Here is a 16,955-nt window from a genome sequence, read left to right as displayed (position 1 = left end):
CCTTCTCCCTTAATATTCCTTAATTATTGTCTTCAGCCCGCCGTCTCTACTCTTTAGGGACGGTAATAGTGCTGCCCGTAAATTTGACTCAAGGACGGAAAGGACTGGGTCCACTCATCGCGTTATACCCAGAAAATTCCCCCACAAATATCATGATAAAAAAACGTACCGCATTATGTTTTTTATTGAGCACGGGCGCTCACGCAAACATGACACCGGGGATAGATATTCCCTCCCCGATCAATGAATCACGCCAGAACCTACAGAACAGCAGTACTGAAATTAATCACTTAATAGAAGAGCGTCGTCAGCCTCATGCTAAACAGCCTGAGGCAGAGATAGAAACGCCCGAAAATAGTGCACCTGAATTAGATGATAGTGCGCAATGCCTCCCCATTAGCGGCGTCTATATCCAGGGTATTACCTTATTGACTGAAGCGGATTTAGAGACCTTAAGCCCAATACCGGAACAATGTATTGGTAGCGAAAATGTCAATCTGTTGGCTCGTGAACTCACTCAGCTTTATCTTAACAAAGGTTATATTACCGCCCGCGTCCAGTTTATTCCTACCGATGAAGAGGGCGAATTGGGTTTCGATGTAACCGAAGGTTTTATTGAGAGCATTGAAAGTGTTGACCCAGAATTAAACGGTGAAACTGTTTTCTCCAATATGGTCGGGGAACCATTAAATATTAAACAACTTGACCAAGGACTCGATCAAGCTAACCGTTTACCCTCCAATAAAATAACCGTCGATATTTTACCGGGAACAGAGCCGGGCGGTTCAATTCTCAGGTTGAGTAATATCCGGTCAAAACCCTGGCATCTGACAACATCACTCGATAATTATGGCAACAAAAGCACCGGTAAATGGTTAAGTCGTAATGCATTTTCTTTCGATAACCCCCTAGGGTTATCAGATTCTCTCAGCTTAAATATCAGCAGTACCACCGATAACCCACAGAAAAACCATAGCCGCGCCTATTCACTGTTTTATTCCGTGCCTTATGGTGCATTAACCTTCAGTGGCTTTGGCAGTTATTCCGAATACCTTTATCCGGTGCAATTACAATTTAATACCATCGAGCTACAGGGTAAAACCCAGCAGCATGGTTTGCGTACCGATTATGTTTTCTATCGCGACCAAGACCAAATTAATGGCTTAAGTGCACAACTAACCTATAAACAGGCAGAAAACTACTTTAACGAACAGAAAATCGCCGTCAGCAGCCCAACACTGACAGTATTAGAATTAGGTATTAATCATCTGCACATTATGCCCACTGGCATATTCAATGTGAATGTCAGCCTCGAGCAGGGATTATCATGGTTAGGTGCTGATCAGAATTTGACCGCCAATTATCAGGACAGCCAATTCACCAAAGCTAAAGCCGCTGTGACTTCCAATCAATATTTCAAACTGTTTGATGATTTCTACCTGTTTAGCAATCAGTTCTATGGCCAATACACCCGTGACCGTCTGCCAGGCGTTGAATGGTTGAGCGTCACCGACAGCAATGCTGTTCGCGGCTTTAGTCGCAATACCTTATCGGCGGATAGAGGTTGGTATCTCCAGAACACCTTATCGCGCAACTTTACCCTCGGCAATACCACCCTAACCCCGCGGCTAGGAGCAGATGTAGGCCGTATTCAGCAAAACCCTCAGGGCTGGAGCAGTGCTATGGGTTTAAGTGCCGGCATCAACGTCAGCTATCGCGATATCAAACTGGATATTGAAGCCAGCCGTGGACACTTATTGTCCGGTAAAACAGAGAATAAAGACCCTACTCAGATTCTGGCGCGCTTCTCTTATTCCTTTTAATTAATCCGCTGCCAGCGCAAGCCAATTTTTATCAACACCAAGCAATATGACAAAAATGGAGAAGTAAAAATGAAACAAAATAAGTTCAAGCTCTCCCCGGCAGGAAAGCTGGCGGCGGCAGTCGCGATTATTTCAGTATCAGTCGCTACCTGTTATGCCGCAGGTATTGTCGGCGCGGGCGATCCAGCTATTAATTCAGTCAATGGCGCTACGGTGGTCGATATTGTAAAACCTTCGGCCTCCGGTTTGTCCCATAACCAATATAATGAATTTAACGTTAACAAAGCAGGCGCTGTATTTAATAACTCCCTCAATGCCGGACAGTCACAACTTGCCGGACAATTATCTGCTAACCAGAACTTAAATGGTCAAGCGGCAAGTATTATTCTGAATGAGGTTATCAGCCGTAATCCTTCATTATTATTAGGCAAGCAGGAAGTCTTTGGTATGGCTGCTGACTATATTCTGGCTAACCCTAATGGAATTACCTGTGATGGCTGCGGTTTTATTAATACTACCCGAAACTCACTGGTAGTCGGTAACCCACTAGTAGACCAAGGTAAATTACAAGGCTTTGACACCCGCAACAATACAAACTTGTTAGACATAACAGGTGGTTATACTTCAGCACTTGGGCCAATAGACTTAATTGCGCCACGTATTAATATGCTGGGAGCTGTAGACTCCAGAGAAGGCATTAATATCATTCTCGGCCAAAACAAAGTGGGTACTGAGGGAGAAATACTCGCATCACAAAAATATGTTGGTTCAGCGTACGACAGTAAAATATTTGGCGGTATGGTGGCTGGTAGAATCAGAATAGTTAATACCGCAGAAGGTAATGGGGTAAATATGTCAAGTGTGTATTCTGCCCGTGACTCGATAGAAATTTCAACACCGGGAAGATTGAATCTTGATGTTGATTCCGATCCAAATTTGAATTATAACCCGACCCCCGCCAACTTAAGCGGTAAAGATATAACAGTCACCGCCGGTGATATTTTTACCTCAGGCGATATTATTGAGTCTTACGCTGGCGGCTCTACCACACAAACACTTAAACGCACCAAAATAAAAGGCTCGAACATTTCGATTATTGCCAAGAAAAAAAACCATCTTGATGCCGCTATTATTGAGGGTAAAAATATTATTCTGCAAGGTTCAGATATTAAATTTGGCACAGAAGAGATCACTAATGCTCAATCGAGTAGTTCAGAGGATGGTGCTAATGGATTCTTAGGCCTTGGTAAGTGGAATTATTCTTCTAATAAGAAAGCAGAACAGAAAAATAACATTGGTACCAGCATCATTGCAGGGAACAACCTTTCTCTTCAATCAACCAGTGGAGATATAAAACTCTCTGGAACCTCTATCGAGGCAGGTAATAATCTCTCTATCAAAGCCAAGAAAGACTTAAAATTGGATAGTGTAATTGATAATAATTCAATTCGCGATAAAGGGCATGATTATGCGCACACCATCAAAGATATCACCTGGAATAATCAAACAGACACCCAAACACTGAATAAAACCACGCTACAAGCAGGTGGAGATATGGGGCTTACCGCGGAGGGAAAAATAAGTGCCGATGGGGCTAAGGCCTCTGCTGGCGGTAATTTATTAATCAATGCCAATGAAGTCAATATTGGTGTAAAAAAGACCAAAGATATTACGTTAACTAACGGCAAGAATGAACAAAACTTAGGTCTGGGTGGTATTGATCACAATAATAACAATAAAAATGCAGAAACCATCCATCGTTCTGAAATAACGGCTGATGGGAAAATTTTGGTTATCGGCAATAAAGGTGTTTCCATTACCGGTAGCCAGGTTAAAGGAACACAGGATGGTTATGTGCAGGCCAGCGAAGGTGGTATTAAAATTGACAATGCTATCAGTACCACTACCACAAAAATAGATGAACGTACTGGGGTCGCCTTTAATATCACCGGCAGCTCTCATAAAGCCAATAATAGTGATGAAACAGTTATCGGTGGTGAATTAGCGTCAGACGCCAATCTAAAAATAATCAGTAAAGATAATGTTGATGTTATTGGCAGCCTGGTAAAAAGCGCCGGTGAGCTGGGTATTGAAACGCTAGGTGAAGTCAATGTTAAAGCCGCACAAACCCAACAGAAAATAGATGAGCAAAAAAGCAAGCTGACTATTTCAGGTTTCACCAGTGATGATGGTAAAAATCAGTATCAGGCAGGTTTAAAACTGAACCACACCAGTGAGAGCGAAAAAACTGACAGTATCAAAAACCACGGCGCAGCACTTGAAGGTAGCAGCATCAAACTGGATGCCCAAAAAGACGTCACTTTCACGGGTTCGAAAATCACTGCTACCACTGGTGATGCAGAAATTAAAGGCGAAAACGTCTCGTTTGTCGCGGCACAAGACAGCCTCTCCAGCAACAAAACCAAAGAAAGTGTTGGAGTTGATTTCCACTACACCGGTGGCATGGATAAAGCCGGCAGTGGTGTAAACGTAGGCTACGAGGATACCCAAACCAGCAGTGACAAATCAACCGCCGTGGTCTCGGGTTCACAGGTGGCGGGTAATCTGAATATCACCGCAACAAAAGATGTCACGAATCAGGGAACAGACCATAACGTCGGCGGTGCTTATCAGGCTCAGGGCCATAATATCCACAATCTGGCCGCCGAGAACAGTGAAAAAACACATACCAAAACTACCAAGGTTGATGTCGGTTATGAGGCCAATATTGCTTATGGCGAAGTCACCCGCCCAATTGAAGGGGTAGTCAATAAAGCACAAGAGCTTGATTTGGGAGGCATGATTGAGTCAGTCGGCGAAGTGGGTGGTCCCAATGCCGGGTTAGACCTCTATGCTAAAGGCGGAACTAAAGAAACCAACCTCAATAGTAGCCAATCGGTGGTGACATCAATTAAAGGCGGTAACATCGCGCTCAATGCCGCAGGAGAAGTTAAAGATCAGGGGACAAAATATCAAGCCGATAAAGGTGGCATTACTCTGGATGCTGCGAGCCATACCTCAGAAGCCGCCGTTAATCGTTCTGACCGACATGTTACCGAAACCTCTGGCGAGGCGGGTATTCGCGTTTACACCTCTACCGGAAAAGATATTACTCTGGATGGCAAAGGTAAAGGCGGCTCGAAAGATCAGCATGTCAAAGGTGATATCGCGCAAGTTGGTAGTATGAACGCCGCCAATGGCATCAATATCAACGTGAAACAAGATGCGACCTATCAAGGCACCAATATGAATGCAGGGGATGGCAAAATCGCAGTTAATGCGGGCGGAGATATTCGTTTTGATCAGGTCACCAACCATACTAGCGAAAGCCATAATAATGTTGAGGCTAACGCTAAAGCTAATCTTGGCACTAACGTCGGCAGTAAAAACTTTGGTGCTGGTTTAGGTGGTGGCAACAGTAAGGGGCAAAGCAGCACCTCAGTTGCTCAGGTCAGCCAATTACAAGGTCAGCAAGGTGTTGAACTGAATGCAGGGAAAGACTTAACCCTGACAGGCACAGCATTTGGCAGTAAAGACAAAGCAACGGGTGATGTTCAGTTGATAGCTGGCGGCAAAGTTGATGTGTTGGCCGCACAATCACAAGGCTCCAAACAGGATATCACCTGGTCAGCCAGCGCCAACGCCGGTATCAGTCAAAGTTCTGGGACAGATAAAAATAACAAAGGAATCAGTGCGGGAGCTGAAGTCAAAGTTGCTGACAAAGATGAATCAGCACTCAAGCATCAGGGCACCATTATCAATAGTAATGGTACGGTAACGGTTAAAGCGGGTAGTCACGATAACCAAGCCATCCATATGCAAAATACCAATATTACCAGCCAAAAAACCACACTAACGGCTGATAATGGCGGTATCTTGCTGGAGTCGGCCCAAGACAAAGAGCATAGGGATAACTGGAACTTTACTGTCGGAGCCAATGGTAATCAAAACAGCTCTTTCAATAAAGATGACAAAGGTGTTGTTGATAAACAAAGCAGCGGAAAACTTCATAATATCAGTGCTGAATTGGATGTTGGTGTTAAACAGTTAGATACTGTCATACAGCAAAACACCCATATCAATAGCAATAATATCGCCCTGAATAGTGCCAAAAACACGGCTCTGGCGGGTGCTATGCTCAAAGCTAATGATATTACTGGCACTATCGGCGGTAACTTGAAAGTGCAAAGCCGTGAAGATGTCCGACAGGAGGTCAACGTCAACACCGGCTTGAGTTTCAATCACAGTAACGAGAAACAAGACAGCATGATTAATCAGGTAGCCGATGCGACGCCAATCGGCTCGGATAAAGTGAAAAAAACCCTGACCACTAAATCCAATAAGTTATTCGATAAAGTCAAAAAGCAGTATGACCAAATCTCAAGCCGCTTTGATAGCAAGAAAGAAGATAATGTCCAGCCTGTTAGCTACACTAAAAAAGGCAGTGAAGCCACCTTGACCGAGTCTAAGGAAGAAGTAGAAACCAAAGACAAATGGTGGCAGAAAGGGGCCAAAGCAGCAGGCAAAAAAATCAAAAGTAATGTTCAGGATGAACAAGTCAAAGGTGGCAACGGCAAAGCTAAAGTTGAAGTGGAAGTCGTTGAAAATAAAGCGGTTGAAGAACAGTCAGCCATTAGCGGCACACAGTCAGTTAATTTGAACGTAACGGGTAAAACTGAACTTATTGGTGGCAAAATATCCAATAGAGACAGCGATGTAAACTTACAAACCAATGGTCTGGAATTACAGGATATCAACGGTAAACATACCCAGGGCGGGGCGAGAGTAAATGCATCGTCTAAAGTTACCGAGATAATTGGTAGTGGCATTGGTGAGATGATGGAAGGCAAAACACCGCTGCTCGGCGCTCATGGTGGCTCCGAACAGAAAAATGCCGTAGCAGGTGTGACGCGAGGCTAAAGCACGCAAACCACTGGGTTAAAGGGCATTAAAAAAGGAGATAGTCATCGCGGCTATCTCCTTTCATTTTACTGAACAACTGACTTAAATATCAGTCCGCATCATAACCCAAGTTCGGGGCTAACCAGCGCTCGACCTCCGCTATTGGCATCCCCTTACGGGCAGCGTAATCTTCCACCTGATCACGCTGAATCTGTGCCACTGCAAAGTATTTGCTGTCTGGATGGCTGAAATACCAGCCTGATACCGAGGCACCCGGCCACATGGCGTAGGATTCGGTCAACTTCATGCCAGTGTGAGTTTCTACATCCAGCAACTGCCAGATTTGGCCTTTTTCAGTATGTTCCGGGCAAGCCGGATAGCCCGGTGCTGGGCGAATCCCTTGATAGTTCTCGCGCACCAATTCTTCGTTGCTCAGGTTTTCATTCGGTGCAAAGCCCCAATACACCTTACGTACCCGCTCATGCAGATATTCTGCAAAAGCTTCTGCCAGACGGTCTGACAAGGCCTTAATCATGATTTTATTGTAATCATCATGCTGAGCATCATAAGCCTCGGCCAAGGCATCTTCTTCCAAGCCACCGGTGACAGCAAATGCTCCGTAGTAATCAGTTTTGCCACTAGATTTAGGTGCGACATAATCAGCCAGGCAATAGTTCGGGAAGTCGGTCTTCTCGGTTTGTTGGCGCAGATGATGACTGACCACCAGCACATCCTCACGCCGCTCATCGCGATAAATTTCAATATCATCGCCGACGCTGTTAGCCGGGAATATTCCCACCACGCCTTTCGGATGCAGCAAGTTTTCTGCCGACAATTTATCCAGCAGTTCATTGGCATCGGCAAATAGGCGTTTGGCCTCTTCGCCGACCACCTCATCTTCCAAAATACGTGGGTATTTACCCGCCAGCGACCAGGTCATAAAGAATGGCGTCCAGTCGATGTAATTGCGCAGAGTTTCGATACTGGCCTCGACAGGCTGCACACCTAATTTATGGGCGACTGGCGGCGTATAATTTTCCCAATCGATTACAGTTTGGTTATCCCGCGCGACCTGTAAACTGACCGGCGGAGTTCGCGGTTTTTTACGTGCATGCTGAATACGGACGGTTTCATATTCTTTGCGCGTTTTTGCTACGAAATCATCACGCTGCGTGTCAGATAACAACGCTGAGACCACGCCAACGCTGCGTGAGGCATTGGAGACGTAAGTGGTGGAACCACTGTAGTTCTGTTCGATTTTAACCGCGGTATGGGCTTTCGAGGTGGTCGCGCCGCCAATCAATAACGGCAAGGTGAAACCCTGTCGCTCCATCTCTTTGGCAACGTTAACCATTTCATCCAGCGACGGGGTTATCAGGCCGGACAAGCCGATAATATCGACCTTTTCCTCCCGCGCCGTGCGCAGGATTTTTTCGGTCGGCACCATCACACCCAGATCGATAATCTCATAGTTATTACACTGTAAAACCACACCCACAATGTTTTTGCCGATATCGTGCACATCACCTTTAACCGTTGCCAGCAGGATTTTGCCCGCGGTAGTGCCTTTCTGCTTACTGGCTTCAATATAAGGTTCGAGATAGGCTACTGCCTGTTTCATCACTCGGGCAGATTTTACCACTTGTGGCAGGAACATTTTCCCTTCACCGAACAGGTCACCAACCACATTCATCCCGGCCATCAATGGCCCTTCGATAACCTCGATTGGCCGCTCAGCCTGCTGACGGGCTTCTTCGGTATCCAGCTCGATGAACTCAGTGATGCCTTTAACCAGTGAATATTCCAGCCGTTTTTTTACATCCCAGCCACGCCACTCCGCTTGTTGAATCGCCACTTCACCACTTTTGCTGCTGCGATATTTTTCGGCCAGATCCAACAACCGCTCAGTGCTGTCGCTACGGCGATTAAGGATCACATCTTCCACCGCATCACGTAGCTCATCCGACAGATCATCATAGATAGCCAGTTGGCCAGCATTGACGATCCCCATATCCATGCCATTACGGATAGCGTAATAGAGGAAAACAGCATGGATCGCCTCACGCACCGGATCATTACCGCGGAATGAGAAGGAGACGTTGGAGACACCACCTGAAATCATGGCATGAGGGAGCTCGGCTTTGATATCGGCGCATGCCTCAATAAAGTCGACCGCATAGTTGTTATGCTCTTCAATCCCGGTGGCGACGGCGAAAATATTGGGATCGAAGATGATGTCTTCCGGCGGGAAGCCGACAGTTTCGGTCAATATCTTATAAGCGCGGCGGCAGATTTCGATTTTACGCGCACGGGTATCCGCCTGCCCGGTTTCATCAAATGCCATCACCACCATGGCCGCACCATAACGGCGCACCAGCTTAGCGTGATGGATAAAGGCAGCTTCGCCCTCTTTCATCGAAATAGAGTTAACAATTCCTTTGCCTTGAATACATTTCAGGCCTTTTTCGATCACATCCCACTTAGAGGAGTCGATCATGATTGGCACCCGGGCGATATCTGGCTCACCGGCAATCAGGTTGAGGAAGCGCACCATCGCGGCTTCTGCGTCCAACATACCCTCATCCATATTGATATCGATGATCTGCGCGCCGCTTTCAACCTGTTGGCGGGCTACATCCAGCGCTTCATCATATTTATCTTCTTTTATCAGCCGCTTAAAACGAGCCGAACCGGTGACGTTGGTGCGCTCGCCGACGTTAACAAATAGCGAGTTGGCATCGATAGTCAGCGGTTCCAGACCAGCCAGACGGCAAGCCACTGCAATATCCGGCAACGGGCGCGGAGGGACGCCAGCGACGGCTTTAACCATCGCCGCAATATGCCGTGGTGTGGTACCACAACAACCACCGACAATATTCAAAAATCCAGCCCGCGCCCACTCACCAATCTGCTCGGCCATCTCTTTGGCTTCCAAATCGTATTCACCAAAAGCATTAGGCAAACCGGCATTCGGGTGCGCACTGACATAATATTCAGAGATACGGGATAACTCCGCCACATATTGACGTAATTCATCCGGCCCCAACGCGCAGTTCAGGCCAAAAGAGAGCGGTTTAACGTGGCGCAGCGAGTTATAAAAAGCTTCCGTGGTTTGGCCTGATAATGTCCGGCCCGAGGCATCAGTAATGGTGCCGGAAATCATCACCGGCAACAGCACACCCATGGCTTCAAATTCAGACTCAACAGCAAAGGTAGCCGCTTTCGCATTAAGGGTATCGAAGACCGTCTCGATCATAATCAGATCAACACCACCTTCAATCAAGGCACGGGTAGATTCCCGATAAGCCTCAACCAACTGATCAAAACTGACATTACGGAACGCCGGATCATTAACTTTAGGCGAGATAGACGCGGTACGGTTGGTCGGGCCAAGAACCCCGGCAACATAGCGCGGCTTCTCTGGGGTACGGGCGGTCCATTCATCAGCGCAAATCCGAGCCAACCGAGCAGCTTCATAGTTAATTTCGGCTGACAGCGACTCCATCTGATAATCCGCCATCGCAATGGTGGTGGAGTTAAATGTATTGGTTTCGAGAATATCAGCGCCCGCTTCAAGGTAGGCATTGTGAATGGCGATAATGACTTCCGGTTTAGATAGCACCAATAAGTCGTTGTTACCTTTCAGATCACTTGGCCAATCAGCAAAGCGCGCTCCACGATAATCAGCCTCTTCCAGCCGATAGCTCTGGATCATCGTGCCCATACCACCGTCCAGCACCAAGATCCGTTGTGCCAGTTGCCGATGCAATTGCTTAACCTTATTGTTTAATACTGTGTCCACCACTGTCTGTCGCCTCTTTACCCTGTTGCCTTGCCATTATCTGACGTATCTTGGTTGTTTATTTGTATCAGACATGCTGAAAAATTCATCTGTCATCCTAGCACAAGTTATCAATGTAATGAGTCCGCTAGCAGTTGAGACTTTTTCAGGTAGAGAAACCGACTCATCGGATGAGCGTTTTCTATCGTTTGCATGCATAATTGAAAAACGAAAATGAATTCCATAAAAATAGATGAGAGGTGGATTTATGGCGTTACCGATTGCGATTAAACGGGGGAAAAAACCCAAGGCAGCTGCACAAACCACCCCTGCTGCAACCGGTCAGGTTCAGTCATTAACGCGCGGGCTTAAATTACTGGAATATATTTCCGAATCACAAGGCAGTGTCGCCCTGACGGATTTAGCACAACAGGCGGGATTGCCGAATTCTACCACTCATCGCCTGCTGACAACCATGCAACAGCAAGGTTTTGTCCGTCAGGTGGGGGATTTAGGGCTTTGGACCATGGGGGCTCACGCCTTTATTGTTGGCAGTAGCTTCCTGCAAAGCCGCAATTTGCTGGCCATGGTGCATCCGATGCTACGCCGTTTGATGGATGAATCAGGCGAAACCGTCAACCTGGCGGTGCTCGACCATAGCGACTACCAGGCCATTATTATCGATCAAGTACAATGTACTGCGCTAATGCGCATGTCAGCCCCCATTGGTGGCAAACTGCCGATGCATGCTTCCGGTGCGGGTAAAGCCTTTCTCTCTACTCTGACAGATGATCAATTAGTGCAGTTGTTACATAAGAAAGGGCTGCACGCATATACCCAACATACCCGTACCAATCCAGCCAGCCTGAAAGAGAATCTGGCACTGACTCGCAAGCAAGGTTATTCATTTGATGATGAAGAACATGCCCTCGGCTTGCGTTGTATCGCCGCCTGTCTGTTCGATGAACACCATGAAGCCTTTGCCGCAATCTCTATCTCCGGCCCGGTATCACGCATTACCGACGACCGCGTCACCGAACTTGGCGCACTGGTTATTCATGCTGCGAAAGAAATAACTCAATCATACGGCGGCGGGAATCGGAGTTAATTAGTTAAAACTTTGTCGTTCGGTGAGAACAAGCAAATCGTAAAGACGCCGTAAATACTTCCCTGTAGGCTCGAGCCGCGCCGTCCTGGCGCGGACGCTTTACTCTTCTGCCTGCCCTCACCTCTCTGAATCGAGAACTAATTACTCACAACAGTGTTTCTTTACATTCCCAATCAAGGCGTAGCGAGCTAAGTCAGTTTAGGTGCGGCCAGCGCGGAAAAACCGGAGCGTACACGAAGTACGTGAGGATTTTGAGCACTGCCCAATCCTAAAATGACAACGCGCAGTAGCCGCTAATTTAAAACCCGCTGGGAGAAGCGCTGCTTCCGGCGATAGGCAAAAACATCCTCCACATGCCCGTCCTTAATACGCTGCTGCAACCCACGCCAATAGCTGGCGTGAAACAGGTCGCTGTGCATCTCCTCAAAAAAATGCCGTATTTTCAGATCAGTGCATAAGAAATGACGAAACTCTTCAGGGAATACATCATTGGGCGATACGCTATACCACGGCTCGCTGGCCATCTCATCTTCCGGGTAGCGCGCTGGCGGAATATCGCGGAAATTAACCTCTGTCATATAGCAAATTTCATCGTAATCGTAGAACACCACGCGACCATGGCGGGTCACACCAAAGTTCTTAAATAACATATCACCGGGGAAGATATTTGCCGCAGCCAACTGCTTAATGGCATTACCATACTCCTCGATAGCATCCTTTAGTTGCTGATCATTGGCCTGCTCCATATAAAGGTTCAATGGCGTCATCCGCCGTTCCATATAGAGATGCTTAATAATGATTTGGTCGCCTAAATCTTCTAACTTTTCCGGCACTTCCCGTTGTAGTTCGGCCAGTAACTCTGGGCTTATCCGCTGCTTATCAATAACAAAATTCTCATACTCTTGAGTATCCGCCATGCGCCCGACGCGGTCATGCTCTTTAACCAGTTGATAGCACTCTAAAACTCGTGCCTGGCTGACCTCTTTTTGCGGCGCAAACTGATCCTTAATTACCTTAAATACCCGATCAAATGACGGTAGGGTAAACACCAGCATCACCATGCCTTTAACCCCTGGGGCGATAATAAACAGTTCACTGGATTGATGAACAAAGGTGAGGTATTCACGGTAACTTTCAGTTTTGCCGTGTTTCTGGCAACCAATTGCCATATACAGCTCAGCTGTCGATTTACCCGGTAATATTTCCCGTAGCCATTCCACCATTGCCGCTGGCAGCGGGGCATAGACCATAAAGTAAGAGCGAGCAAAACCGAACACAATGCTGGCCTCCGCTTTACCGGTGAGGCAAGTATCAATAAATAGGGCGCCAGATTCATTGTGATGGATGGGGAGCAGGAAGGGATAAACCCCCTCAGCCAACCGCAATTTACCGACTAACCAAGCCGCTTTATTGCGATAAAACAGTTCATTAGCGATTTGAAAACGTGCGCCTATCAGTTGCTCATCAGGGAATGCTTGCCGAAGAGCCTCTGTGATATAGCCGATATCACGCGGCAGATCTTCCCACGGCAAACGCAGCGGCAAATCACTAAGAACCATCTGCAACATGCCACTCAGATCCCCTTTTGGGGAAAAATCGCGCGCTAACGGGCGTGGGATCTCACGAAAGCGCCGCTCCGGTTGCGAGCTGAAAACAAACAGCTTATCCGGCGTTAAATCACGGTGCTTAAACAACCGGCAGTAAACAGAATTAAAAAAACTCTCCGCAATTTCAAAACGCGGGTAATCCGGCAACAACTCGGTGTAGATCTCTTTTACCCGTGCCAGAAATTCTGCATCAAAACAGCGCTGATCGGTGATGTGCTTTAGTTGCTCAACCACCAGACCGACATGGTGGTCATAGAGGTGAATACGCTTCTTCATCGCCTGCTGAACGGCATGCCAGTCCGCCTGCTCAAAACGGTGCTGAGCGCTGGCAGTGACCTCTAGAAAGCGACCATATTGTGCATCGAAGCCCTGCAAGATTGTCTGAGCGATTAATCGTTCCAGTTTTACCGCCATACTCACCCCCGCCATACGGAACAGAGCCTGCATATGCAGGCTCCTGAAAGACACGCGTTCAATCAAACCGCATTTAGAATTGCTGTTCTTCCGTCGAGCCAGTCAATGCCGTCACCGATGATTCGCCACCCTGAATGATATTGGTGACTTTATCGAAGTAGCCCGTACCCACTTCTTGCTGATGGGATGCAAAGGTATAACCGCGCTCAACTGATGCAAATTCTGGCTGCTGCACTTTCTCAACATAGTGCTTCATACCCTCGCCCTGCGCATAAGCATGGGCTAAATCAAACATGTTGAACCACATGCTGTGGATGCCTGCCAGGGTAATAAACTGGTATTTGTAACCCATCGCCGACAGATCATCCTGGAAGCTGGCAATCTGCTGGTCGGTCAGATTCTTTTTCCAGTTAAATGATGGCGAGCAGTTATAAGCCAATAATTTACCAGGGAATTTCGCATGAATCGCCTGCGCGAAGCGTTTAGCCAGTTCCAGGTCCGGTGTAGAGGTTTCACACCAGACCAAATCAGCATAAGGGGCATAGGCCAGGCCACGGCTGATCGCTTGCTCAATACCGGCATGTGTGCGGAAGAAGCCTTCGGCTGTGCGCTCGCCGGTCACGAATTCACTGTCATATGGATCGCAATCAGAAGTCAGTAAATCAGCCGCATCAGCATCAGTACGGGCAATCAACAAGGTTGGCACACCCAGAACATCGGCGGCTAAACGAGCAGCAACCAATTTTTGAATCGCTTCTTGAGTCGGCACCAACACCTTACCGCCCATATGACCACATTTCTTCACCGCAGCCAGTTGGTCTTCAAAATGCACCCCCGCCGCGCCAGCTTCAATCATGGCTTTCATCAATTCAAAAGCATTCAGCACACCACCAAAACCGGCTTCAGCATCAGCCACAATCGGCAGGAAATAGTCGGTATACCCTTTGCTACCCGGTTCAATATTATTCGACCACTGAATCTGATCCGCGCGGCGGAAGCTATTATTAATTCTTTTAACCACCGCAGGGACGGAGTCGACTGGGTATAACGACTGATCGGGATACATGCTAGAGGCGGTATTCGCATCGGCGGCAACCTGCCAGCCCGACAGATAAATTGCCTCAACACCGGCTTTCGCTTGTTGCAGAGCCTGACCACCGGTTAACGCGCCGAGACAATTGATATACCCTTTGCGCGCGCCACCATGCAGTAATTCCCACAGTTTGTGTGCTCCGTGCTGCGCCAGCGTACATTCAGGATTCACTGAACCGCGCAGTTTAATCACCTCTTCTGCGCTATATGGTCGGGTGATACCTTCCCAGCGCGGCGATGTCCATTCCTGTTCCAACTGCTGAATTTGTTGAGTACGAGAGGTAGTCATGGTGATATTCCTTATTATTCAATCTTGTAGGGTTAATAGAGTGTCATATCCAAAGTAATTGGAGTTGCAGCTAGGCAGCAAGCGAACGAATCCCGATGAGCTTACACAAGTAAGTGATTCGGGTGAGCGAACGTAGCTAACACCGCTGCAACTTCCAGTACGAAGGGTGTTTTAGGCTAGTAATGCGTAGCCTGGTAGCGTCAGGAAGTCGATAAGCTCATCTTGTGTTGTAATTCGCTCCATCAGACACGCGGCTTCTTCAAACCGCCCGCCATCAAAGCGCTCTGCGCCAAGCTCAAGCTTCACTACCTGCATTTCTTCACTCAACATGCTGCGGAACAGCTCTTTGGTCACCGTCTGGCCATTACTCAAGCTTTTCTGGTGATGGATCCATTGCCAAATAGAAGTACGCGAAATCTCTGCTGTTGCGGCATCTTCCATCAGGCCATAAATTGGTACGCACCCATTGCCAGAGATCCATGCCTCAATATATTGCACTGCCACCCGAATATTGGCTCGCATCCCTTCCTCAGTACGATCGCCAGTGCAAGGCTCCAATAACTCAGCAGCCGTAATTGGCTTATCCTGCTCACGCGTGATCTCTAACTGATTTGGCCGTGAACCTAATACGCGGTTGAAGACCTCCATCACGGTATCTGCCAACCCAGGATGCGCAACCCAAGTACCGTCATGGCCATTGCTGGCTTCCAACTCTTTGTCAGCACGAACTTTATCCAGTACCAGAGCATTCTTTTCTGCATCTTTATTCGGGATAAAGGCCGCCATGCCGCCCATCGCCAACGCACCACGCTTATGACATGTCTTGATCAGCAGGCGAGAGTAGGCACTGAGGAAAGGTTTCGTCATCGTCACTGACTGACGATCCGGTAATACACGATCACTGTGATTCTTCAGCGTTTTGATATAACTAAAGATATAATCCCAACGGCCACAATTGAGAGCAACAATATGATGGCGCAGGTGGTAGAGGATCTCGTCCATCTGGAATACAGCGGGTAATGTTTCAATTAACACCGTGGCTTTGATGGTGCCTTGTGGCAAATCGAAACGTTGCTCAGTAAAGCTGAAAACATCACTCCACCAGGCAGCTTCCTGATAGGACTGCATTTTTGGTAAATAGAAATAAGGGCCGCTACCGTTGGCCAGTAATTGCTTATAGTTATGGTAGAAATACAACGCGAAATCGAATAAGCCTCCGGGGATAGCTTCCTCTTGCCATTTAACATGCTTCTCTGGCAAGTGCAGGCCACGAACCCGAGCAATCAATACCGCAGGATTAGGTTTTAACTGATAAATTTTGCCAGATTCATTTGCATAAGAAATTGTGCCTTTTACCGCATCGTGCAGATTAATTTGACCCTCGATAACCTTATCCCAGCTCGGTGCTAATGAATCTTCAAAATCGGCCATAAAGACTTTTACATTAGCATTGAGGGCATTAATCACCATCTTGCGCTCAACCGGCCCGGTGATTTCCACTCTGCGGTCACGTAAATCTGTAGGAATACCTTGAATCTTCCAGTCACCATCACGAATGGAATTGGTTTCCGAAATAAAATCAGGTAAAGCGCCCTGATCAATGGTCTGTTGCCACGATGCCCGTGCAGCAAGGAGTTTGTTCCTCGGCTCAGCGAATTTCACCACCAATTCGGTCAAAAATTCAATGGCCTCATCTGGCAAAACTTGCCGCTCAGCAGCATTAAAATGCTGCGTAAAAACTAACTCCGTGCCAACTAACTGTTGTGTCATTACCCTTCCCCTTACCAATCTCACTTCGTTCACATCAACGCTAACGTAGCGTCACTCTTGGATTCTTATCGGGTAATGCCTTCCGGCTGGAAATTTAAGGCTGGATTTCATGGTTATTTTTCACCCCGACAGGACTAAGAATAATCAATTAATCATTAAAATCAAAAAC

Annotated in this window: 7 protein-coding genes; 3 read left to right on the top strand and 4 right to left on the bottom strand. The window is 47.3% G+C overall.

Features of this window, described 5'->3' with window-relative positions; all coding sequences use genetic code 11:
• The first annotated feature begins 152 nt into the window (after positions 1–152).
• On the top strand, positions 153–1,823 hold the full coding sequence (locus V2A85_RS15130; RefSeq protein ID WP_420071759.1) for a ShlB/FhaC/HecB family hemolysin secretion/activation protein: 1,671 nt from the start codon (positions 153–155) through the stop codon (positions 1,821–1,823).
• Positions 1,824–1,892: 69 nt separating this feature from the next.
• On the top strand, positions 1,893–6,743 hold the full coding sequence (locus V2A85_RS15125) for a hemagglutinin repeat-containing protein (protein WP_420071758.1): 4,851 nt from the start codon (positions 1,893–1,895) through the stop codon (positions 6,741–6,743).
• A gap of 91 nt (positions 6,744–6,834) precedes the next feature.
• On the opposite strand, the gene metH is transcribed toward V2A85_RS15125, so the two are convergent.
• Complete coding sequence (gene metH, locus V2A85_RS15120; protein WP_372560362.1) at positions 6,835–10,530, bottom strand: methionine synthase; 3,696 nt, start codon at positions 10,528–10,530, stop codon at positions 6,835–6,837.
• Between the two features lie 244 nt (positions 10,531–10,774).
• On the opposite strand from metH, the gene iclR reads away from it, so the two are divergent.
• Positions 10,775–11,614, top strand: coding sequence for a glyoxylate bypass operon transcriptional repressor IclR (gene iclR, locus V2A85_RS15115; protein ID WP_372560361.1), 840 nt, complete (start codon positions 10,775–10,777; stop codon positions 11,612–11,614).
• 293 nt (positions 11,615–11,907) lie between these two features.
• Here iclR and aceK read toward each other — a convergent pair whose 3' ends face one another.
• The 3 genes from aceK to aceB form a co-directional block, all read right to left on the bottom strand.
• On the bottom strand, positions 11,908–13,635 hold the full coding sequence (aceK, locus tag V2A85_RS15110) for a bifunctional isocitrate dehydrogenase kinase/phosphatase (RefSeq protein ID WP_420071760.1): 1,728 nt from the start codon (positions 13,633–13,635) through the stop codon (positions 11,908–11,910).
• Positions 13,636–13,708: 73 nt separating this feature from the next.
• A complete protein-coding gene (gene aceA / locus V2A85_RS15105) occupies positions 13,709–15,016 on the bottom strand; it encodes an isocitrate lyase (RefSeq protein ID WP_420071757.1) in 1,308 nt (435 codons plus the stop codon).
• A 171-nt stretch (positions 15,017–15,187) separates the two neighbouring features.
• On the bottom strand, positions 15,188–16,786 hold the full coding sequence (aceB, locus tag V2A85_RS15100; protein WP_420071756.1) for a malate synthase A: 1,599 nt from the start codon (positions 16,784–16,786) through the stop codon (positions 15,188–15,190).
• Between the last annotated feature and the right edge of the window lie 169 nt (positions 16,787–16,955).

The sequence above is a fragment of the Yersinia sp. 1252 StPb PI genome (assembly GCF_048593885.1).
GTDB classification, from domain to species: domain Bacteria; phylum Pseudomonadota; class Gammaproteobacteria; order Enterobacterales; family Enterobacteriaceae; genus Yersinia; species Yersinia enterocolitica_E.
This window is presented reverse-complemented; position numbering and strand designations above follow the sequence as displayed.